Origin of the sequence: Aeromonas allosaccharophila, assembly GCF_016026615.1 — a bacterium.
In the GTDB taxonomy this organism is placed as follows: Bacteria; Pseudomonadota; Gammaproteobacteria; order Enterobacterales; family Aeromonadaceae; genus Aeromonas; species Aeromonas allosaccharophila.
The window spans coordinates 1728742-1753308 of sequence record NZ_CP065745.1; the positions used below are offsets into that span (position 1 = coordinate 1728742).

Here is a 24567-nt window from a genome sequence, read left to right on the forward strand (position 1 = left end):
TGTGGGCCGAGATCCAGCACCGCTGACTCTTTACTGCTGTACCAAAGAGGTATGTTGTAGAACCATATCAACAGCGATTGCTGGCTTGATCTATCTACTGCGAAACGGATCGAATGCAGCCAGTCCACTCCCGAAAGTATCAGTTAACCGCTAGGCCACTTTCAACGATGCCACCGCACGGTCATATGTGCGGCTCACATAGCGAAATACATTGAATGCCATGTACAGACCTCTGAGGGCCAGGTCCAAAAGTCGATGACGGCTTCATCGCCCCGTTCATTGAGCAACCATCCTGAGCAAGCCTGCAGATTGACCTTTTGAAGCGACATAGCACGAGCCATCACATCACGCTCTTCTGATAAATCCATGCAAAAGTACCGGTCGGATGTTCGCGGCCAGGCATCTCCAAACACCCGCCTTTCCTTCAGATTTTGCCAATGACGCAGTACCAGATGTGAATCAAAGCACCCGATAGTGAGCATAAACTCAATATTTGTGACACAACACGCATAACCTGCGTGTTGCAAGTGGTAAATTTTACTTAAATAACAAGTAAAACTTTACCAATGGATACTCTACAGCACATAGGAAAACCGAGTCTTCGCACCTTATATAGTGTGCTCGTTTCGTTATTCTATATTCCTGGCGGTGATAATATGCTTTTCATTTTCAATATAATTGCCGAGGGACTGTATATCTGCATGTGCAGGTAAATCACTGATTGGCTTTATCATTAATCTTATATGACGCAATTTTTTACCCCATATTAGCCTCGCGTTATACATCGCAGGAACACGGTTATTTTATTTGAAATTTATTGCTGCTGTAACTTTGTTTCACAAACTTCATACTTAGACGTAGGATAAATGACTATGAGTGCTGTAGTTTTCGACAAGCAAAAAATAATCTCGTTATACGAAGAGTATAATCATGTTCCTATGGTGATGGAAAATCATCAAATCAATGGCATCAACAAGGAAGCACCGAGACCATATATATTTCCATTTACCAACAAGTATCTTGCCATACAAAACACTCATCATGATGCAAAGAACTATCTATCTTTGAATGGATTGTGGCAATTCAACTGCGCACTGAATCCGGAGTCAAGGCCCAAGGATTTTTATCAAGAAAATTATGATGCTTCTGATTGGTCAACAATCCAGGTACCTGGCAACTGGGAAGCTCAAGGATTTGATAAAGCAATTTATATTGATGAGCGATTCCCTTTCACTACCAACTGGCCGGAAGTTCCACGTGATTATAACCCGGTAGGTTCATACCGCCGCACCTTCTCCTTGGATGAAAGTTGGTCTAACAGGCAGGTATTTCTGCAGCTGGCAGGAGCAAGAACGGCATCATTTATTTGGATAAATGGTCATCGTGTAGGCTATAGCCAGAATGCCAAAAATCCGGCAGAATTTAACATTACACCATATATTCGGCAGGGTGAAAACTCAATTTCTCTTGAAATTTACAGATGGTCTAATGCCAGCTACGTAGAGAAACAGGATATGCTTGATATGTCCGGCTTGGAACGCGAGGTATTTATATATTCCACAGGGACATCTCGAATTTACGATTTCCATTGCAAGCCACAGCTTGACAAGTCTTTTACTCAGGGTACTTTCGATGTCAGCATTGACATAATGCATTATGACACTCAGAAAAATGAGCTTGTGTTGAGCTGTCAGCTACTTGATGACTCAAACGATTTCAATGTCATTATTGACAAACATGTACATTTCAAAATAAACGATTCCAAGCAAACTTTTTATTTTACTGATCAGCTTGAAAAGCCACGCCTTTGGAGTGCTGAAGCACCAAATCTGTATACACTACTGCTTACGTTAACTAACGAACAGGGTGAGATCATAGAAACCACAAGCCACAAGATCGGTTTTCGACATATTGAAATTGTTAGTGGTCAGTTGACTGTAAATGGTAAACCTATAAAAATTAAAGGGGTGAATCGCCACGAATTACACCCCACATTAGGCCATGTTCCTACAGAAGAGAATATGTTGATTGATATTAGACTGATGAAAGAGCACAACATTAACGCTGTTCGCACCAGTCATTTCCCATGCCATTCACGCTGGTATCAATTATGTGACGAATATGGAATATATATCGTTGATGAAGCAAATATTGAATCACATCCGTTAGCGTTAACACCAGAAACACAAATAGGCAACGATGAGTCCTGGATCCCCGCTCATCTAGATCGAGTTCAAGCCATGGTTGAACGAGACAAAAATCATGCCTGTGTAATTATATGGTCTATGGGAAATGAAGCAGGCACTGGGTGTGTATTTGAAACATTATATAAATGGATAAAAAATAAAGACAGTAGCCGCCCAGTTCAATATGAACCAGCAGGTGAAGAGTTTTATACTGATATTGTCTGCCCAATGTACCCATCTCTCGAGCGCTTGGAGGAATTTGCCAAGCAGGGAAGCGAGCGGCCAATGATCATGATCGAATATGCTCATGCGATGGGGAACTCTATTGGTATTCTTAATGACTACTGGCAGATAATTGACCGTAATAGTAACTTACAGGGTGGATTTATTTGGGAGTGGATGGATCATGCTCTGGAACTGGTTAATAACCGAGGGCAAAAATTCTGGGGTTACGGTAAAGATTATCATCCGGATAAACCTAGTGATGGAAATTTTATGAATGATGGTCTGGTTGCACCAAATCGGATTCCACATCCACATATGTCTGAAGTCAAGAAAGTTTACCAACCAGTTAGGTTCCACTCAAAAGATATCGCTACTGGGCATTTTGAAATAGAAAACCGTTATGACTTTATCAGTTTAGAACACCTTGATATTCACTATCAAATATCCATTGACGGAAATGTGTTTGCTACAGGCAGCCTGGGCTCAGTGGCTATCAGTCCTGCAGAACGCTATTCAATCCATATCCCACTTGATGAAATTGAATTTCAACATAATAAAGAGTATTTACTCACCCTCAGTGCAGTAACAAAAAATGATATCCCTTTAATTGGTATAGGATATGAACTTGCCTGGGATCAGTTTAACTTGACTCCCACATCAGTTTTCAAACATTCCGATACACTCACGTCTTCAGTACTAGACGTACAAGAGGATAAAAACAATCTTCATATAAATGGAGACTTTTTCTCAATATCATTCAACCGTAGTAACGGTCGTCTGGATCAATTCGTGGTAGATAATAAAAACCTTATCACTACTGGTTTTGAACCTAACTTTTGGCGTGGTCTAACCGATAATGACCTGGGAGCAAAAGTCTTTGAGTGGGGGGCAGTATGGAAATATGCAGCCCAAGAAAGAGTGCTGTCCTCTCTCGAAGTAGATAAGCTTTCAGCTCATAAAATCGTAATCACCACTAGATTTGAACTTCCGACAGTACAGAGCCAATACATACTGACATACTCTATCCATGCAAATGGAGAAATACATATTTGCATAGACTTTATTCCTGGGGAAAAAGAGCTACCCATCATGATGCGTATGGGTACAAAACTCACACTGCCGGCGGAATATCAATATATAAAATGGTTCGGTCGAGGTCCAGTAGAAACCTATTCAGATAGAAAGGGAGCAAAAGTCGGAATATATGGTGGTACAACTTGGGAGCAATTCCATGCATACCCAAGGCCTCAAGAGAGCGGAAATAAAACGGACGTTCGTTGGGTACGCTTGCTTAATCGAGATGGTTTTGGCCTTGAGGCTATCGCAGAACATGATTTATTAAATACCAGTGCTTGGCCATTTACCGCAGACGAGCTTGATTTTGTTGCTGACACCGATAGCGATAGTGCATCTGGCTTAACCCCCATGTCATGCAAACATGGCATCGATGTGCAACCAGGCAATATCACCACGTGGAATTTGGATTTAGCTCAAATGGGGACTGGCGGGCAAAATTCATGGCGTTCATTGCCACCTGAAATCTATCAATTACCCGCACAGAGATATCACTACGGATTTTATGTAAGACCGGTAAGAACTAATCAACAAGAGATCATTTAATAACGGTCATGTCGAGTGCTCCTAACTGAGCACTCGTGACTGTCAACGTTACACGATTACATGAGAAAAGGTGGGTTACATGTCAGAAAATACTGATTCAAGATACCAGATGTCATTAATGACATTCTTGTTCTTTTCTATAGCCGGTGGTGGTTTTGTACTGAAAGGTGTGGTTAATCAATACACCGACTGGGGCGTAAACTCATGGCTGCTGTATGTCTTTGCATCTTTATTATATGCAATTCCTTATACATTTATGATAATTGAGTTTTCATCAATTAAAAAATTACGCGAGTCTGAAAGTGGATACCAATCTTGGTTAAATCTCATTCTAGGAAGAAAGATGGGATTTATTGCTGGCTTTTTCTATTTTTACGTAAACATTTTTTACTTCGTTGACTTGCTGCCGAACGTAATTACTTACTTCATATATACATTATCCAGCGATGTCGATTTCGTTACCAACCTGCTTAATCAGAATTGGTTCAAACCAATCATCAGTTTTACATCTATTGCATTGTTCTGGCTAGCTACATGGGTTTCCATGAAAGGGCCTAAATGGTTATCCCGTACACTATCATTTGCCGGTTATGCCGGGTTTGGCCTGACCATATTGTTCATTGTATCAGCCGCATATAAATTGACATTCGGCACCGTGGTGTTTGATGGCTCTCCGGTTATTCCAGAGTACATCCATCAATTTGATCTCTCCTGGTCCAAGATTGCATCGATGTCTTGGGCATTACAGTCACTGGGTGGCTTGGAAGCTTTAGCTGCTTACAAAAGAAACATTCGTGGTGGTGACCAAACCTTCCGGATTGGGCTGATCCTTAACGTCTTTATTTTCTCCACAATCATCGTTATTTCATCTCTCTTGATGAATATGATCCTCCCTGCTGAAGAGGCTGAAAAGTTAGGATTATTGTCAGCAATTTACATTGCATTCCAGCAATTAGATTTTCCTGTCTGGTGGACCAATGTCATTGCTCTATTTCTGATGATCACTACACTGTGTGGGTCTTTGATGTTGTGGACTTCTGCACCGGTGAAAATGCTGTTTGTTGATGCTCCAAAAGGGATTTTTGGCAAGAAACTATCTGAGGTAAATCATGAAGGAACACCCGTAAATGCACTGAAGATGCAAGGCATTCTGGTCACAATCATTATTATTCTGTTCATGGTTGGTCAATTTGATTCAGGAATGAACTCAATACTCATTGCTGTAAAAAACCTGAATGGTGGCGCAGCCACTTTACCGGTTATCTTCATGATCATTGGCTATATCAAGTTACGTTGGAAGTCAGATCGCCCAGATTACGAACGTGATTACTACTTCCTAGGGAAGAGTAAGGTATGGGCATTGTTGTCTGTTGTTCCTATCGCTACAATATTTATTGCATCCACAATTGCGGCTCTGGTACCAGGACCAGAAAACTGGAATGAGAATTTTGTTGGTTCTTTAATTCAACTTGCGCTTGGACCGATGAGCATCGTCGCAGCATTGGGTTATTGTGTATGGTCTTACAATAAATGGCGAGCAAAGAACCCAGATGACAACTCTTACTTCAACAAAATAGAAGTAAGTTCGTAGTCACTAACATCAAACATTCATTAAAAAAGCCCCAGCCACTGGGGCTTTATTTATAACCAAATACTGTCCTACATGTGCCGTAACAAGTGAAGCTGTGAACATTTTTCAAGCTAAAATCGAGCTCATCACAAACGGAATTAATTCACTAAATAAGCAGAGTTAATCTATACCAAGTTGAAGCAGAGCATAAATTTAACAAACGACTGTGTTTTGGCTTACTCATGATATCGCCCTGACCGACTACCCGCTGATAGGAAGCACGTTCTCGGCTTGGCTGGCGATATGCTTCGATTTCTGCTTCCAAGCATCCTTGGCGGCATCGCTATAAGCAACTGTGACTGAAATAATCCAGAGGTGTGCACCATGCGGCTGGCAAGTTGGGGATATCGCCATCTGTGGAAGTAAAATAGTTAACATGGGAGCATATGTAATGCACCGAAACAGCAAAAGAAATGCCCTGCGATTGCAGGGCATTGTTAGTTTCCAACTTAAATGTCCGTGATCACAAGCTGATCATGACCATTTAAGTTGGAAACTAGCTGATCAATCGATTCAGTAACTTAGCGACCCCACAAGTGACATTTAAGTTGGAAACTCAATAGCAATCCTCCGCCAGCTCAACCAACAAGCAGGACATTGAAGTTGGAAACCAAGTTTTGTTTGCCGTGACAGTGACTATGTAACTAAATTACAAAACAGCTAATTACCTCTTATGAGGATTAGTGAGCAGACGCTTGTCATTTGTGCGCGTTAGCAGAAAGGCTACATGCTAGTGTTGAAAAGTGTGGCAATGACATCATTTGTTAAGCACACCATCAAAATCCGATAGTTGTAAATCCTTTTTCCCCTGCAACATATCACTCGCTAACAATCTCCGCTGATCCAGCAAATCATCGAGCGTTGCCTCAAAGGTCTGAATTTCAGCATCACGTATGGTTGGATAATAGACAAATACATCCTTGGTCTGGCCGATACGGTATGCTCTATCGGTCGCCTGATCTTCTTTGGCCGGATTCCAGCATCGGGTGAAATGGATCACATGGTTTGCTCCCTGCACATTGACACCAAACCCCACCGCCACGGTGGAAAGAATAATTACATTGAAACCGGTCACAACCTGGAAACGGTCAATCAGACGTTGGCGACTATTCAGGCTATCGCTACTTGTACTGGTGTCCCCATTAATGATTGTTGGGGATATATCGAAACGGACCTTAACCGCGTGCTGTACTTCACGCTGAACATCCCGTAGTTCGGTGAAGATGATAACCTTATCCCCGCTGCGACGGATGTTATCCAGTTGTTCTAAAAGCCACCTCATCTTAGGGGAATGTTCGCGTAACCAAAGATCAGGCTCCACACAATAGGGGTGAGCACAGACCAGCTTGAGTTTATGCAACACAGGAAGGATGAAACTCTCTTTACTCCCTGCGGCCTCCTGCACCAATTGTCGCTGTCGATATTCACCAATCTGCTGGTTATAGAGGGAACGCTGCCGACTAACCATGGTCAGATTGCGGCAAGTGCGATCTTCTATCTTGGAAGGCAAATCCTTAGCCACGTCCTGCTTGGTTCGCCGTAAGGTTTGAGGTTCAATCAAGGAGCGTAATCGAGCCAGAGCAGCTAGATCCTTGCACTCTCCCTCTTCAATTGGTTTTTGGTATTCACGACCAAATTGGTTCAAGGCCCCGAGCAAACCAGGCTGGACAAAATCAAACAGGCTCCAAAGATCGATCAGGGTGTTTTCTACTGGAGTCCCAGTACAAGCGATACGAAACCTAGACTTCATGGCTTTTATAGCCCTAGTCACCATAGCTGCCGGATTTTTGATTTTTTGGGCTTCATCACAGATCACCATGGCCCATGACTGACGACCCAAGGAGATCTCTTGGGAACGCATCGTCTCGTATGTTGTTAACACGATACGAGCCTCCTTCAACCAACCGGGACGCAGCAAATTTGTTACACCCTGCTGACGCAATGATTCTGGGATTTCATAGCTACGAAACTTTGCCTCTGATAGAGCGTCACCGTAGAGTCGCATGACGACAATGTCATCGGCATAGAAGAACTTTCGCAATTCTGCTTCCCAGTTATCCAATAACGAAACCGGGGCAACGATAAGAACAGGATCGCCACTAGGTTGACGTTCCAGATAATCAACCACAAAGGTCAGCAATTGGATCGTTTTACCTAAGCCCATGTCATCGGCTAAGAGGCAACCAGATACATGTTCTGGCGACAGTTCGAACAGATGCTGTAACCATGCCACACCGTGCAATTGGTGCTCACGCAGCGAAATTTCTGGCTTAAGTCTCTCCGGTAAGGAAGGGGAAGAGAGATGCGCCTGTTCAATCGCATCTTGTCGCCACTTGGCATAACCCACCTCATCGATGTTTTCTTCCATCAACAAGCCAATGCCATTTTTCCTCATGGATTCTTGAACTGTTGTATCTTCGCTTTGAAGGCGCTTTTGCCATTCCTTTTGTAACTGCTCAGCCAAGCGCAACGGGACTGGTTGCTCAGAACCGGGCAAACAAAGATGTCCAATGTCGTTTGCAAGCGCAGCATCAATCCTCTTTGACAACTCATCTAGCAGAGCTGAATCATCAAAATTGATCTGTGCGATAGCATCTCCCAAGGATTCCTCTATTTCATGCGACTCGCTCGCGCTCGATAGCCAATCCTGCCCCGTGGTTCTAGCCAGAAAGGGCGATGAAACAGGAACGACTTCTCCCAGACCGATGATGCGATCCCCATAGCGAGAAAGCTCAAACAAAGAATCGAACAACTCTCCGGCCACCTCTCTTTGCCAGCGATCTAGCAACTTTTCGATGTCGAACAACTGCTGTTCGTCAAAGTCGCCGAGCTCAAGCTCAAAACCCTGCCAGAAACCTGCACTCATACCAGCAGCCATCTTAAGGCGAAGCTCTTGAACAAAAGGAGCAAATGCTCCTGGTGAATTGAAACAAAGGGTTACATCTGGGAGTGGCTTTCGGCTTATTGGGGAAAGGTGCAGCAATACGATGGTGATTTTCCCACTCTCGACCTCGAATTGCGGCTCCAGACGAAAGTGATGAAAATAAATCCCCGCATCGACAAGCGATTGCTCGTGCTGATCTGGATCGAGTACTACGCTGGTCTTTTCTCCCAGCAGGGCATAGGGGTTACGTAACAAAGACAAAGCCGAATCCCCAGCAACTCTTCTGCCTGGGATCGCCTTGATGGCTTCGAGTACATGTTTAATTTCAGGCTCTATCACCACATGAGCAATAGTGCCATCTGGCTGCGTTATACGGTATCTATCCTGCACCCGTTGCGTGGCATCAAATGAGGAAAGGAACCCTGCCGGTTGTTCAGGAAAATCAACGCTAACCTCAATGACGGGACAGGAATCGATCTCAGCCTTCCGTGGTCGCAAGGCCAGTCGCTGAGGCTTGACAACCACGGTCTTGGCAAGAAAACCATCCATGTCAGCATTAGCTGCCTTAGCTGCACTGCGAATAACGGCCCATCCCTCATAGTTGGTCGCCTCACCTGGTTGCTCCTTCTGACAACGAACAAGATCACGCAACGCTTCACAGAGCTGCCAGCTAGCCTCGCTCAGCAAACCCTGTCCTTTTGCCGTTGTTACTGACGCCCCTTGGCGTTTTAACTCAACATGTTCTCCTGTTACGCCGTCACACCAGTGAGTAATCGCAACGGTAAAATGAGCATCAAGCAGGCTACCAGTACATTCCAATTTGGGGCGTACATCAGCAAAGTGAGGCAAAGATAACAACGCCAGACTGCTTTCATGCTCGGGATCCGCTAGTAATCGATACAAGTTACGCCAAGTTAGGAGCCAGCGGTCGCTAAGCTCTGCGGCATAATCCTCCTCAGCAAGCTGTTCCAAATAGGCAACCAAGGCCCATCGCGAAGGTTCGTCCTGTATACTTTCGGCAAACACGAGCCCTCTTTGATCCGCCTGCCAACATGGGCTGAGATCAACCGGGTCATGCTTATTTTTCCCAAATTTGCTAAACCAACGTCCAAGCATCATTTTTTCCAAAACATAAACGGGCTACCATTTTTGACCACAAAACCATTGCGTCTAAGAAGCAAAATGTCATCTGTATTGCGCTGCTTGATCTCTATATGGAAAGCTCCCCCCTTAGCGCGATGATCCGTATAGTGCCGCAGGTTTCCGCCTAACTGTTCTAGCAGTAGAGAGAAATCATCTTTTATCGACACTGCCGCTTGGGGAGTACTAGTGCTTTCATTGTCCTGAATAACTGTACTGAACATGAGAGGTTTGTTTTTGTCCGCGATGAAGTTACAGCTTTTTAATAACCATTCATGCCGTTCATGCCGTTCCCTGAGCTCTATATGGAAAGTCCCATACTTGTTGCTGTTATCCACATAGCGCAGCAAGTTATCGCCTAACTGCTCAAGCAACAGGGTAAAATCCCTTTTCCCTTTACTGTCTGAATACACTGAGTTACTGGCTGCCGTCTGCCGTTCAGGTACATTGTAAGATTGGCGCTTAGGTTCTGATTTGGTAGAGGATGTTTGATTGGATTGAGCTGTTGGCTTGACAACTTGACTCCACGACTGACTGGCGCCCTGTGAGGTTGGAACAATGCCAAGCAACCGTAACTCATCATCATATTTTTGCTGCCACCCGTCCATCGCATTGGGCTTCAATGGTTTGGGGACATGTATCCAGCGCCCCTTCGCAAGTTTTTTTTGTTTCAAATCACGAGTTAAGTACAGTGTGCTTGCATCAGGATTAAATCCACAGGAATCAGCTCGGTATACATAACAAGCATTTCCTGTGTGCGAAAACTCGACAAAGATGTAGTCACCAATCTGCATAATGACCGCATTATCCGCTGGCTTTGTTCCAGCCTCTTTCATTAGGCTCCCAAAACGTCCCATATTTTCTTTACGAAACTGGACAAAATCCTCATTTTTATTCTCTCTAGCATCTTGTCCCATTACGATACGGGTGTAGCTCATTTGATCAGCAAAACGCAGCCAATAGAAGAGGCGAGCCTGATCAACCTCACCTTCGCCTTTAAGTAAACTAAAGAAATGTTGTAAATCCTGTTTGGCAAGCCAAGCACCCACCATGTCGCACACTGGTTTGCCTACATGGTGGCGCCAACGATTCTGCTCTGACTTCAACTGGGGATTTCCCCAGATCTCCAGACCAGCTTGCATCAAATGGGGTTGTGGCTGAGCATGACAGTGACAATCACGATACCGAGTAAGACAAGCGGCTAAGATCTCGTCAGCATGTCGTCTATTGTTTACCCCCATCAGCGTCAGCAACTCCGGTAACCGGGCTAAAAATCTCGTCTCATCAAGTTCGGTAATTTTCTTCTGCACGACCGCGATAACTTGATGCCAGAGCCAACTTTCTGCCGGGATCTGGGCAAGAGTCTGAAGCTGAGTAAGGTCTGTTACAGTCCCCTCAAATATCTGCTGCCCTAACTGCAAGCCAGCCTCACTCTGAAAAAGATCTTGGTGCTCATCAACTATCCGCATCCAAGCTTTCAGCTTCGCCGGATTCCGTAAAACTCGGTAACCATCCCGGATATAGGTGCGCAACTGTTGCCAGTTTTGACTCTTTTCTGGATCGATTGCCTGATAGCCAAAATAGCTAAAACAAAGTGCCAACCAATCTCGACGAGCTAACCCACTGTTATCGATGTGAGCACGAACATGCCTACCCACTCGTGGAAAGACTCTTTCATCATCTAGTAGTTGTTTACCTGCCTCAACAGAGTCAACAAGTCCTGCATATACCAGCCGCCACTGTCGTCGAGTGAGTGGTTCATTGCGCAGGAAAGCCGCCAAAGCGGCATGACGCTTCTCCTTCGGTGGTTCTGGTGCAGCATCCGCTTGGTCAAAGCTTGCCTCAACCTCAGCACTAGCTTGCTTCAAAGCAGCAAAAGAATGTAGAGGTCGCTCCAGATAGTGTTCCTTGACCCGTTCTACACTGGACTCCAAGGTCGCGGTAAAACGGGAAATTGCATCCACCATCAACGCATCTCCAATTGACAGCGTTCAGCAGTCATCAAACCAGAAAAATGAGGTGCGCTCTCCACTGCCTGCTGCTTGTCTTCCTTGAGTCCATAAAATTGCATGCGCAACTCTACTCGACGACTTGCCTCTTTGCTGTCCTTTGCATTGTTAAAAGAAACGCCTCCAGCTAAAAACAAGCTGCGGATCTGCTGTTGGTGCTCGGCTGATAGGGACTGCTGCAACTGGCTCCGCCCATCAAGCAGAGAACACATTACCCACTCGGAACGCTGTAGGGACAGATGGAGGTTATAGAGGTAAGAACCATCCGTATCAGTAAAACCTTCGACCACCACTTGCTTCATCCAACGTTGCCCTTCCGGGCTATCGGCAACATCCAAGATCAATGGCACCACATCCTGCAATGCCTGCTGACCCTGTGGGTCGAGAAAATATTGGTTGTGTCCAAAGCGACCAGCCTCCCCAAAGCTAATTCGGTTGTCGCGACAGTCTACCTTGATGATATTGCTCTTCTTTCGCGCCTGAATCTCCAGGCTTTGACAGATACGGGTAATATCCTGTCCTCTTTGCTTTTCCCCAGCCTCTACTTCCCGAATTCGCTGGGTCACAGATGCAAGTGAGGCAACCATAACCACTAGGAACAACACCATCATGGCGGTCATCAGATCGGCATAAGATATCCAAAATGGCTTTTCCGCCTCATCATAGCGACGTGAGGTTGAGGCCCCTTTCATCCCGAACATAAGTTAGCCCCTTAGCGTCGTACCTTGACCGACTCAAACAACTCGGAAAGATCCTCAATCCCTTCCTTCATTTCATCAATACCACCAGCAAGGCCTTTCACTGCCTTATCCAACTCGCTATCCAAACTCCCCATGGTCTTAACCAGATTTCGATTCAGCCCATCAGCAAACTCGTTGAACCCCTTTGCCATCGCGTTGCCGATCTGCTCGAGGTATTCTGTAGCCTCACGGTTCAGATCACGCATTCGCTCACCGTGTTGTTTAAGATCGCTAATAAGTTGCACTCGCTGGCTCTGTTCGCTCTGCGCTCCAGCGACAACAGACTCGATAGTACCCAGAATTTTGACGGCAGACTCTCGATGAGCGCGGTATTCTGCGATGATAGTTGTGAGCTCACGAGAAGCGCCTGCCAGGTCTCCACCAACTTGCTGTACCGACTCCATCACTTTGGCAGTAGTTTCACCAACCTGAGCCACACTATTGCCTGCCGTGTCGAACCGATCCGCAGCGAGGCGCATTTTGTCCGCCCCTTGTGCCATCTGCTGCAAATGCTCCCTTGTTTGCTGACCAAGAACCTCAATAACTTGCTGCGCTTCTTCGCGCTGCTGTTCTACCAGCGCCATCAAACCTCGAATCTGTTGTTGCAGACCATCAACAATGTTCTCAGTCATAGTACGAACGTTAGTTAATGCTTGGCTATGCGCTGTATCCATGCCCTCTCGATTGGTCGCAAACGTCTCGAACATTTGCTCAAGCTTGGAGCCCAAATGAGTTAGTGAGCTCGACATGCTCGCCATAACCTCTTCTTGCCCCTGACCTACTCGGTGCTGAATCTGAGCAATAAAATGATCCAGATTCTCAACCATTGCTTGTTGCTGGCTATCGCTAGCCCGCTGTGCCACTTCTCTCTGCTGCTCGACCAATTGCAGCGTCTCTTTAAGCTGCTTATCCAACCCACCAATAACAGTCTCCGTTGTGTTCCTGATATCGGCCTGTGCCTGACGATGAGCAGCATCCATTCCCTCTTGGTTAGAGGAAAAGGTCTGGAACATCTGGTTGAGTTGGGAGCTCAAGAGAGTCAAGTTGGTGGACATGTTGCTCATGATCTCTTCCTGTCCCTGACCAACACTTTGCTGGACCTGCTCTATAAAGCTGGTCAGACTTTCGGCCATCTGTTGCTGACGAACCTCACTCTCAGCAAACAATTTCTCAAGTTGGTGAGCTATACGCTCACTGGCATCTTCGCCCGAACTTCCCATTCGTTCTACCGTAGTCTGCATCTGTGACAGCATTTCATTCATGCCCGTCTGCATACTTGCTTGGCCAGCCTGCATATCAGCAAGAAGTTGCGCGATCATGGAGGAACTTTGCTGAGAAGAGGATTCTCCAGCTCGTCGCATATCGTCAACCAATGCCATAAAGCCTTGCTGCATGGACTGCATTGCTGTTACGGACTGACCCAGCATCTCATGCAAACCGCTGAACTGTTGGCCGAAAGATGCATCTAGTTTGCTCATGAAAGCACTCAGTACATCAGTCAATAGATGCTGTACCTGGCCCGACTGATCGCCACTTGCCTGCTTCACAGATCCAGCAATTTTTTCCAACGGGTCTTTAAGACTATCTTCGATAGAACGCCCAATTTGGTTAGCTAAAGACGCACCGACTTCTTGATAAGAGGTTGAGAGAGTGTTGGCTAATTTGAAGTTTTCCTGTACCTGGGTATCAACCAGGTTTTGCAACATGGTGCGTAGGTCATTCACCAAGCTGTCTTTCAGTTGCCGGGCATTAACTGCACTTTCATTGCTGGCCTTAACCAGGTCGGCTAAATATTCCTCACCCACCCCCCCCTTGAAGAGTTCATCAATGGACTCGGTCAGCTTTTCCAGCAATACAAGGCAACGTCCCCATCGAGCCTTCTCAAACCCAGTAACTAAAATAGAGGCCAAAATTGCAAATGAAGACCCAACAAAAGCGTAAAGTACATCACTGAGCAGGCGAGAAACACTTTCGGTCACTTTCGCGGGATCTGATACATCAAAATGCGACAATCCCAACATCAGTCCTAAAAAGGTGCCGACAATACCGATACCAGTAAGTACGCCTGGTAGATGCTTGAAAACCTCAGTGCGAAGCGGCATTTCCACCATACTTGGCACTGAGAAGAAAGTCGCTGACAGGGTTGTCGCGCGAACAGCTATCAAGCGACTCTCTCCCTCGGCCAGTTCACTCTGCTTATGCAAAGTGTCTTCATATTCTTTCCACGCATGCTTCATAGCTATAAATTTTGGCGATGCAAACATTGCTGTTGCCTGCTCCAACTTCTCAAAAGCAGGCAGGTCACGCAGTGGTTCTAATCCTTTGCTTGCCTGCTTCAGATTGTTCGCCACAAACAGAGATGGCCAAAGATAGAACAAGCCAAAAAGCACTAACAGCAGCCCGACCAGGCAGACCACGAAAGTAGGGGCAGAAGTCGGCTCAAGAAGCTTGAGCCAATCGAACAACAAGGTGAAATTCATGCATCACTCCCGATTTTGAAGTGATGCAGTATACCAATTCCAATGAACACTTTTTTAATCGAAATCATGCAATTGGGCCCAATCGACACAAACCACTTAAGAGACTGATTCAAAAGGATTTAATATATTTATCGTTCTTGTGGTCAACCGCTCACGAATACCCCAAACTAGATGATGACCCAATGAACTCCTGAGTGATGATTCGCATTGGGCTGCCATCAACAACCCCCAGACGGAGGCGCAGACTCATGATGACTCATGTAGAGCAATCTCTCCCAACCAGCAATCTATCTGTTCTGGAGTCGCTCGGTCTACCACGTAACTGGCTAGCCGCCCATCAGCACATAGTGTCTGGTGTATCTCCTGAGATCGTCGTCAAACTGAGCAAGCTATTGGGGTCTAATACCCGAACAATTTGCCAGATGATTGGCATTAGCCGAGACACACTGAATCGCCAAATCAAACGGGGCAATCGCTTATCGACAGCTCAGGGAGATCGCGTTTACTGGGCAGCCTTAGCAGTGGACGCAGCCATATCCCTACACCGGGGAGATACTGCTAAAACGATGAGATGGCTCACCCGCTCTGCGTGGGGATTAGGTGGTGAAAAACCGGCCGATGTGATTACTACGCCTATGGGAGCGCAGGCAGTTATCGATCTTGTCGGCCGGATTAGGCATGGCATCCCCTGTTGATTAACAGTTCATACGTGACCATAAAGCACCAACAATAGGCTCATTTGGTGAGCCGATCACCTCGACCAATCGACTCACTTGATGAGCCGATCACCTCGACCAATCGGCTCATTTGATGAGCCGATCACCTCGACCAATCGACTCATTTGATGAGCCGATCCCCTCGACCAATCGGCTCATTTGATGAGCCGATCACCTCGACCAATCGACTCATTTGATGAGCCGATCCCCTCGACCAATCGACTCATTTGATGAGCCGATCAACACAACCATTCAAATCGTGGTTAGATAAGCTCTCGATTGCCTTCAATTTTCCCAAATTGATCAGGGTCTGCGGGTTGATAATCATCCGAAAACATATTCATCAACCGATGCTCCTGTCTCAGGTTGGCCAGCGCCCCAAAAAAGCAGCCTTCACATAGGTGTACCTGATATCGTTCACCATCGTGCTGCGAACCATAACCCCAGCAAGCTTCCAGCGTGCCGAATTCCTGCGTACCGAGCGATTTAGTAGTACTAGCACCACAGACATCGCACAAAATATCGACGACCTGTGTGGTAGGAACGATGGCTTCGACCTTCATGGCAATACTCCTCGTTGTGATGCCTGATATCAGAACCTGTATAGGTATCGACGGCGAGCATCAGGGCATAGGATGTTGAGCGGCATACGCCGCAACCAGCCGCACAGCCAATGCGTAACTGAGCGGTAGACGTGTTTTGTATTTCCTCAGGCAGTCTGGCCTATCGACTGCCCGTTCCAATGCAGATAGAGAGCTTGCCTGCTCGGCCAGCAGCCCCAGTTGCTCAGCCAGTTTCCTATCCCGTTCTTCCCAATCCACACTGGGATGGTGAACTGCTCGCTTGGCGGCAGGTAACTGTTGATACAACCAGGCACGATCATGTTTATAGAGCCAAGTAAATGCGGTTCGACACACCTGTTCGACACAGCCTCGACTGACATCGGCATGCTGTGCCAAATATGCAGCCACCGTTACACGGTGCTCACGTAGACGGTTAACCCTTCTCAAATGCCGTCGCCAGTCAGACAGCCCCTGGTGGCTCTGAATAATGGCTTCGACCGCCCCGACAGAAACGCCATGACTGTACGCGATCTGCTGCCGTGCTCCCCCCATGAACGCCTGACGCCATATTCCCCGCTCAACTTCAGCTGTAATGCGCTTGGCACGGTGATCAACCGGTTGATTGTGTCTCAGGGCGAGTTGTTTGATATAGCCGACACTGTATCCAGTCTGGCGGGCGATCTGCCGCATGGGGGTCTGTTCCGCCAGCAGCCTTAACACCGCTTGCTCGGCGGCTTGCCTGTCACTCGGAGAAGAGGCAGGCACCGGCATCACGTGTGGCTCCTCGATGGAAAAGAATTCTGCTGGGCTGCGGCTCACAAACGCCATCAATACCGCGTGTTTTAGGTAGTGGTGGTTACGATTTCCGTGAACCAGAGCCGAGATGTACTGATAACTGGCCAGGCCCACTGGCACCATGGGGGCAGAGCCGGTAAATAGGCTCTGCCAAAACGCACTCAGAGCCTTCAACAGGGCCTGGCTGCGGAGATGACCTTGGGCTGTCAAATAGCCCTGCTGTCCCAGCCATCGCCGATAATACTCAGCTGGTGATGCCACTGGCGACTGGACGCACAGATACCGATGCAGCTCGGTGATAAATGAAGAAAGGTAGATTTCTTGCTCGGACGGCAACGATTGCTCATAGCGCATGGCGGGATCGGGCAAGAGCAGTCGCCGATCGATACCTCCCGCGCTGGCCGCCAGGGTTTGCAAACGCAGCGTATGCCTGATACAGGCGGTCACTCCATACAGTTGATGCTCTGTATGCCAATATCCGGCCCCAAACGTCTGTTCATCCTCCAGCAGGCAACTAGGACACCATTTCAGGCAAACTACACCAAAGGCGAGTTTGCTGGCGGCTTGTCCTGACAGGGCCATGATTCCCCTCCCCTCACCCAGCATGGCGGCAGCCAGGGCGTGGACTTGGTGCTTATTGTTCAGCGTCAGGGCGAACAATGGGAAACCCGTGCCATGGTGCAGCAGATATTGCGGATCTACGCCCGCAGCCTGAGCTGCTGCCTCAATATGCCCAGGTAATAAGGGGTGCAGACGAATGGCAGGATGGTGGAATAACCGGTTACAAAAATGGTTTCTATCACTGTATGCGGAATGAACAAAATACTGAGTGACCCAACTGTAGACCGACTCACCAGGTATGTACGCCGGGAGCACCGAACCCAACACGGGGTTAACCCTCAGACCTCAGGAGCCCCACCAGATCGATGCCTGCATGTTGTAACAGCAGCAGGTGGACCAGCGGGTGCAACGGATCTCGGGCTGACTGCTCATGGTAGCCCCGTGCATTGCGCAGCTGTGGGGGTAATTGCCATACCTGACCTGGCCCCCCTGTATTGGTGAAATACGCAGTAAGTGCCATGGGATCGCTTTGAACATCCATCTCCCTAAACCACACATTGATTGACCGGATACTCTCGACCGTGCGCATCGGCTTACCCGATATTCCCATAGACTCACTCACCAACTGGGTCAGCGAGCGTAGGGTGAGAGCACTCGCTGACTGGGCCAATGCCAGCGATGCCAACTCGATCTCGTGCATCCGCTCGGTAAAATGACCATCGTATCCCCCCATCCAGTGTCCACAATGGGGGCAGAGGCTATCGTAGGGTGGGATCAGTTGTTCCGACAACAATTTGGCAGAAAAACCACAGCCTGCGCAGTGACCAGACAAACCGCGTTGATGCCGATGACAATGGAACACTCCTGGCAGTTGATGATCTCGGTGGTAGTAGGGCATACCATGGAGCTCATAATCCTCGGCGATACAGTCTGTACACCAACGCCAGTATCGGTGCTGTAGATTGTTCTGACCGGTCACCCTCAACCGGAGCGGCGTGTAACCCGCCCACGCAGCCGTCAACATATCCTGCTCAGGCAGACTCAAAAACGGGGTTAGATAATGGCCGTAGCCATGTGTCTGCCAGGGCTGAGCTATCCTCTTCGCCCGAAAAATGGCATCGAGGGCTATGTCATCGGCATGAGACAATCGTTGGGGGCGAATCGGCGGGCTACCTAGACCCAGCGCTTTTACTGTAGCGGTGAACGTCCCATGGATGCTCAGCACATGCATTCGACCAGCCACGGCTCCCAGATGTTCACCCGGCAGCAACTCTAAACGATGGAGAATCATTTCGGCTTAACCTTATCTAGGTTGTAGCCGAGTTGTCCTAACAATACTGACGGCGATAACTGATCCAGTTTTTTGCGTTTCTGTACCTCAATCTGCGATGATACGGGTTTGTCGCTCAGCTCGACCTCTCCTTGAACTAGGTTCATGGCTGGAGGCGGAGTTATCTGTGTCATGACATCAGAATGGCTCGCCACCGACTCCAGCATCAGCATCGGCTCAAAATCCTCAAATTTGTGGTAATCACCTCTTCTCAGTGCAGTTAACGCCGGGTTCAATACTCTAAATTCACGATTAAAAACTAAGTCCAGCGCGGCTATAGAAAGATCTTGATCCTGAGGCTCCAGGAACGTGAGATAGGCGAGCGTGGCCCTAACCAGGCTGCTGGCAATTGCCGGAATGCCCGCACTCAGATAATGAATATGCCTACACAATGTATCTACCGATGTTGACTGATTTTTTAGTAATTGAGTCTGGCATAGCAGGCGGATAAACCGTTTCCAAAATGAGCTATTAGAATCGCAACTCGCCAACAACATAGATCCATTTTTGGTCACTCGCCGACCGATAGTTGTTTCCCTCTCAAATAATGCTAGCGTTGCAAATGTTCCTACCAGCATGATCGGCACACCGACTCTGTTGAACAATTCCTCGACAAATTTTATCGACGTTTTTTCATTGATACTTAAAACTTCATTACGGGAGGATTTGGCTAGATTTTGGGCCTCATCAACGACTACCAACCCAACACTATGACCGATAAGAAGCTTGCGCACTATGGTAATTAACTCATTAACAGACCTATTACGGTGTTCATATGCATATGCTTGTCCGGTCACCTCATCCAGCGCCTCCAGCATATTCAACAGCAGCGCTTTTTGACCACGACGCTCGTGAATTTCTACATACAGATACGTTACCTGAGATTGATCAAGCGTATGCTCCTGCCCCTTGTGGTCGGTATAATTGAAATGTTCAATAACTTGATCAAATAGTTTCAGAATACGCCTTACCATAAATGATTTACCACGACCACTCAGTCCAATCAACAAATAACTCTGCAATACAGAATAGAGTTCCAAGCTTGATAAATATGCAACCTGATTGGGATTGGTCTTGTCTCTATCGATAGCCGTCAGTATCCGCCGTATATCTGTTCGCAGAGGATTGCGTTTATCATACCCCGCTTCAATCATGCGTCGCATGACATCATATAAACGATATGCCTCGTCTTGAACGGCATAAACATCATTCAATTGATCGATCAGGGTTCGGATATAATAACCATGAAGTGATGCATCAACACCAGTCAAATCAACATTGTTAATAAAAGGCAACTCGCTGAGTGCATAAAACTGCTGCATTGTTAATGGCTGACCCAGCGCCTCAATTAATGGGTTGTCTCGATACTGTCGATTAGGATGCATATAATAATTTGGCTGGCTCATTGTTCGTCTTCCTGAAAGGATATTACTGTCGGATCATTCAAATTTTGTTTAGATTGCAGCGATTTGGGCCGATGGATTTGATCCCGGTTGTCGACCCCAGAGAGATCGGCATAAATGGCTTGCATTTCATTATGTCGCTGCTGTACAGCCTCAATATGCTTGAGGGTTTTCATCCCTGGCTGAATGCCTTTAGCATTGGATTTTTTAAGATGGCGACTTTCTGCTCTAATCGCATCATCACATTGTTTTAAATCCATTTCCAATAAAGCACGTGCATCAAATCTGCTTTCATCTAGAATAGCCAGTTGTTCTTTGACAATCGCTTGACGGCGCATGACATTGGCCCAAATTTGATTTTTATAGGCTTCGCTACGATCAGTCAAATCCAGTTGGAGGAGCTCTCCACTTTCGTCATCTCCATACCAGATATGATTAGTGCTGATATCGGTATATCGAACCTTTATTTTGAAACGACCAATATTTTTTGCTCGGTCAAGATAGCCCCTACGTACAATTTCATTACAATTATAATATAAACCTTTGAAGAACACTCCCTGAGACCTAACTGTTGCCTCTGCTTCCGGCAACAATGCGTATCGTAGGCGATTTGTTGAAACTCGTGGTTTCAATATCGCCTGCTCCATCCCCCAATCCCAAACACCACGAGATGTAAAAACCACACCATCTCGCGACATCTCAAAATTATGAGATAGGACTCTTTCCCTGTTATTGTTGGTAAATATGATACATTTTATCAGTCGAACCATAAACTGTTCATAGGTATACAAAGAATTACGGGATGCATGTTGGTCTTCTTTTTTTGGAGATTTTACAACCTTGCCAGAATCAAAGGGAATCGCTAGAGACTGAATAATATCAAAACTCTTCTCAACCGTGCCTTTCATATCACCACGATGATATGCATTAAAATTGCCTACAGTAATACCAATTTGACCGCGAAGGAGGGAAGCTATATTGCTATCAGTATTCTCTGAACCTCGGTCTAACGTTAATTCACGACAAACCTCCTGGCAGGGCCAATCAGACTCAGCTATTTCATAGCCATACTGTCTACAAAATTCGACCTTATTACTCATAGCATTAAATAATGCCTGACTGGCACCGTGCCAACAAGGACTATCAAAACCAACATGAATTCCCACAATCATTCCACTGAAACTATCAACAACACTATAGATTACAGGTCGTCCTATACTGACTAGTTCATCTTTGCTGTAGGAATATCGAATATATATATCTGCAATAGTACTATCAATTTCGTAGCGCGATGCCGGTCCTCGGAGTCCCGCTCTCGCGAGCCCGGGCTTGCCGGCGTAATCTCGATCATAATTTATACTACCTACCCGTTTTTTCAAAAACGTCAACTGATCAACATATTTAGTAAGCTGGCGCTTGAATGATTTGGGAGAAATAAGATAATTTCTGGGTAGTAACATTTTGAACGGTTCAGCAATATCCTCGTCCGGGGCTCCCATCGGGCGCAACTCTGTCGAAGCATACTCCATACAAAAATCCAAATACAACCGAGAAAGCTGGACTTCTGTCCCCGAGCGGATTTTCTTGGAGAAGAATACTATATTTTTAATGTCTTGTTGGGTAATGCCACGGTAAGATTTACCATAAAGCGTTTCGCGCCCTCGTTTTGATGCAAGACAAACTTTCCCCTTTTCCAGCTCCAGGTATGTAGTAGGCAACTGGTGATTTTTGCCACATGCGAAGTAATTAGGTAATAGCGCATTTGGAATGCCACCACATCGGAAGTAGCGATTCAATTGACTAGTGACATACTTTTTACTTTTTCCTGAACGATCAATGAGTAGTTTCAAAATCCCGCTTGAGTCACCATATAGATAACGATGCCTCAGTTCATGATCGCTTATTAGGGGTTCAAGCGTAGCAAGTCCTTCATCACGTTTTTTTATCCAGCTTGGATTTAAGTTATTATCTGCTTCATAGATGATTTTTGGAAAATCATGATCTGCTATATGTCTACGCCCTTGAGAAATATCATTTTCAACTTCGTCAAGCGACAAGGTAAATGGCCGTTTCGGTGAAACGAGTAGCAATTCAGTTACAGCTAGCCGCATTGTATCCCAGCAGATATCAATGATCAGCAGCTCGGAACTATTTTTGGTATCAGACACGATCTTTTGGTTAACCCGCATTAGACCTCCGTATTACTGACAGAGGACGGTATAACTCGATTCGTTGTGTCAAATCGATATTCAAACGACCGGTATAAACCGCGTGCTGGAACAAACACTGCACCTGAAATTTATCAATATTAAGTTCATAGGCTACCTGATGAATTAACATCAGCAGCGTGGATAAAGGGGTTGCTATCATGTGGTGCCTAAACCGAACAATAACATTGGCATAAAATTCTGCCGAAACCTGAATCAGTTCAGCCTCATCAAAACATTCTCGTAGAAACTCTAAATTGTAAATAATGGTGGCGTCAAAACTCTTCTCTGTTATCAACACATGATCAATATTTTGAGTACGCCAATACTCAAGGGAAATTCGCTCTTTTGCCAATGTACGATTAACAACACGGGGGGATGTTATTTCTGGATCCAGCGCATCAGAATATTTGAAGCTATATGGACTCAATATATGCTTCCCTGCCTCCGTTTGCCGAATAATGACAAAATCCTGAGTCATAGTTTTGGCTGGGATGCGGCCACCATGATTACCTCGTTCTTTATAATTACCTGGATGGACAACGTTCAGAGAGGCAGCAATTTCTAGAGTTTGATGCAGTGGTAACGGATACTGTTCGAGAATGTCGATAACAGTTGGATCGCGTTCGAAATAGAAAAATGGTGCCCTCTCGCCACGACTCAGCAGATGATGCTCACGTCTCGTTTTGTGACTATACACAATCTGCCCCTGACCATAGGTATGGGACTGCCGCACCGTGACCCAGGGGCGATACCCCGAAGCTTTGATGTCTCGGTTATACCGTGCTGTTTTTGCGATCTCCGCATCGGTGACGATGGGCTGCTGAACCGTTTTTTGCTGCATGACTACTCCTACCTGACCTGCATACAACCTAGTAACTGGGCAGGGGGTCGTCAACCGCAATAGTGCACGTAAGGCGTTGTTTTTACTTATTTATTTTTATAAATAATAACTATCGACGCTATCATGGCAAAAATGCCACACTCAACAAAATTTCATTTTTTATATTAAAAAACATATAGTTATAAAAAATCACATAAGCATACATAATCACGAATATTTATTTTTATAAATAATAAGTAAATGTTTTTTATTCCTTTTTTGACATAAGAGGGTGGCGGATATAGAACATTATTCTGAAGCGATTGATGATTCCGCTCAGAAAAAATGTCCGTTTTTGGCTACAAAAGGCTCCATGCGAAGAGCAATCAATGCATCCACACCAAAAAATCAGCCCGGCAAGGGTGGCCTGCCGGGCTGTGGGTGACTGACGAGCTGATAACTCACGTCAACAAGCGGTTAGCCATGCCATCCAGCTTCGCTTTGGTCTTTTCCCAACCGGGCATCACCTGACCCATCAGCCGGTAAAAGTGCTCGCTGTGATTGTGCTCGGCAATATGGCAGAGCTCGTGCAGGATCACGTAATCGATACACTCGCGGGGCGCTTTGACCAGATGCGGGTTAAGCGTGATCCGGCCATTGGGGGAACAACTGCCCCACTGGGTCTGCATGGTCAGGATGCGCAGTGGCGGACGCTCGGTGACCCAGATGGCCTGATCGAGCATGGCATTGAGGCGTCTGGCAAACACCTCTTTGGCACGGGCCTTGTACCAGTCAGCGAGCAGTGCATGGACTTTCTCGGCTCTCTTTGCGCTATCAGTGACTAGGCTCCTGACCGACACCTCCAGCTTGCCACGCAGCATTTTGACCCCCGGCACCGAATTAGGGGCTTCGATCACCTTGAGCAGGTACTGCTTGCCGAGGTAATAGTGACTTTCCCCACTGATGTACTGGCGTGGGGTGACGTGCTCCAACTGCTGGCGAAAGTCGCGTAACTGTTCGTAGATCCAGCGTCCGCGCTGCTTGACCGCTGCGAGAACCGCTTCATCAGCCGCCTCACGCGGGGCCGAGACCACGACGCGGCAATCGGGATGCACCTTGATAAGCACCTTGCCGCTAGCCTGTCTCCGTTGCACCCGCTCGAAGGCGATCCGCTCATCGCCGTAGCGAAAGCTAAAGGATGGAGCTGGAGCCTGGGCCTGAGCATCGCCCTTGGCCCGAATAGGCACATTCATCT

General features: G+C 46.6%; 14 protein-coding genes. 3 read left to right on the forward strand and 11 right to left on the reverse strand.

Annotation, left to right across the window (positions count from 1 at the left end):
- The first annotated feature begins 872 nt into the window (after positions 1–872).
- Together I6G90_RS07680 and I6G90_RS07685 are read left to right on the forward strand one after the other, a co-directional pair.
- On the forward strand, positions 873–4031 hold the full coding sequence (locus I6G90_RS07680) for a glycoside hydrolase family 2 TIM barrel-domain containing protein (RefSeq protein ID WP_197930571.1): 3159 nt from the start codon (positions 873–875) through the stop codon (positions 4029–4031).
- Positions 4032–4110: 79 nt separating this feature from the next.
- Positions 4111–5622 carry an APC family permease gene (locus I6G90_RS07685; protein ID WP_197930573.1) on the forward strand — a complete coding sequence of 504 codons (1512 nt, stop codon included), beginning with the start codon at positions 4111–4113 and terminating at the stop codon, positions 5620–5622.
- Between the two features lie 796 nt (positions 5623–6418).
- Here I6G90_RS07685 and zorD read toward each other — a convergent pair.
- The 4 genes from zorD to zorA are packed head-to-tail and all read right to left on the reverse strand — an operon-like array spanning position 6419 to position 14914.
- A complete protein-coding gene (zorD, locus tag I6G90_RS07690) occupies positions 6419–9661 on the reverse strand; it encodes a type I Zorya anti-phage system protein ZorD (protein WP_064339933.1) in 3243 nt (1080 codons plus the stop codon).
- Positions 9661–11652 carry a type I Zorya anti-phage system protein ZorC gene (gene zorC, locus I6G90_RS07695; RefSeq protein ID WP_024941362.1) on the reverse strand — a complete coding sequence of 664 codons (1992 nt, stop codon included), beginning with the start codon at positions 11650–11652 and terminating at the stop codon, positions 9661–9663. The genes zorD and zorC overlap by 1 nt, the downstream gene beginning before the upstream one ends.
- Positions 11652–12395, reverse strand: coding sequence for a type I Zorya anti-phage system protein ZorB1 (zorB1, locus tag I6G90_RS07700; RefSeq protein ID WP_024941361.1), 744 nt, complete (start codon positions 12393–12395; stop codon positions 11652–11654). The genes zorC and zorB1 overlap by 1 nt, the downstream gene beginning before the upstream one ends.
- A gap of 11 nt (positions 12396–12406) precedes the next feature.
- Complete coding sequence (gene zorA, locus I6G90_RS07705; RefSeq protein ID WP_024941360.1) at positions 12407–14914, reverse strand: anti-phage ZorAB system protein ZorA; 2508 nt, start codon at positions 14912–14914, stop codon at positions 12407–12409.
- A 251-nt stretch (positions 14915–15165) separates the two neighbouring features.
- Here zorA and I6G90_RS07710 point away from each other — a divergent pair, with 251 nt between their 5' ends.
- Positions 15166–15609 (forward strand): antitoxin Xre/MbcA/ParS toxin-binding domain-containing protein, encoded by a 444-nt coding sequence (locus tag I6G90_RS07710; RefSeq protein WP_232254452.1) that lies wholly within the window; start codon positions 15166–15168, stop codon positions 15607–15609.
- 284 nt (positions 15610–15893) lie between these two features.
- On the opposite strand, the gene I6G90_RS07715 is transcribed toward I6G90_RS07710, so the two are convergent.
- From I6G90_RS07715 to I6G90_RS07745, 7 genes are all read right to left on the reverse strand, one after another.
- Positions 15894–16193 carry a hypothetical protein gene (locus I6G90_RS07715; protein WP_024941359.1) on the reverse strand — a complete coding sequence of 100 codons (300 nt, stop codon included), beginning with the start codon at positions 16191–16193 and terminating at the stop codon, positions 15894–15896.
- Positions 16194–16253: 60 nt separating this feature from the next.
- Positions 16254–17876 (reverse strand): TnsD family Tn7-like transposition protein, encoded by a 1623-nt coding sequence (locus I6G90_RS07720; RefSeq protein WP_064339932.1) that lies wholly within the window; start codon positions 17874–17876, stop codon positions 16254–16256.
- A gap of 4 nt (positions 17877–17880) precedes the next feature.
- Positions 17881–18840, reverse strand: coding sequence for a TniQ family protein (locus I6G90_RS07725; RefSeq protein ID WP_064339931.1), 960 nt, complete (start codon positions 18838–18840; stop codon positions 17881–17883).
- A complete protein-coding gene (locus I6G90_RS07730) occupies positions 18837–20285 on the reverse strand; it encodes an ATP-binding protein (protein ID WP_064339930.1) in 1449 nt (482 codons plus the stop codon). The genes I6G90_RS07725 and I6G90_RS07730 overlap by 4 nt, the downstream gene beginning before the upstream one ends.
- The gene (locus tag I6G90_RS07735; RefSeq protein WP_231556886.1) at positions 20282–22450 is read right to left on the reverse strand and encodes a transposase; all 2169 of its coding nucleotides are present in this window, start codon (positions 22448–22450) and stop codon (positions 20282–20284) included. Before I6G90_RS07735 ends, I6G90_RS07730 begins: the two co-directional genes overlap by 4 nt.
- Before the next feature lie 10 nt (positions 22451–22460).
- Positions 22461–23333: a TnsA endonuclease N-terminal domain-containing protein gene (locus I6G90_RS07740; RefSeq protein WP_024946119.1), complete on the reverse strand. Its 873-nt coding sequence runs from the start codon at positions 23331–23333 to the stop codon at positions 22461–22463.
- Positions 23334–23773: 440 nt separating this feature from the next.
- Positions 23774–24565: a M48 family metallopeptidase gene (locus I6G90_RS07745; protein ID WP_197930575.1), complete on the reverse strand. Its 792-nt coding sequence runs from the start codon at positions 24563–24565 to the stop codon at positions 23774–23776.
- Positions 24566–24567 lie beyond the last annotated feature (2 nt).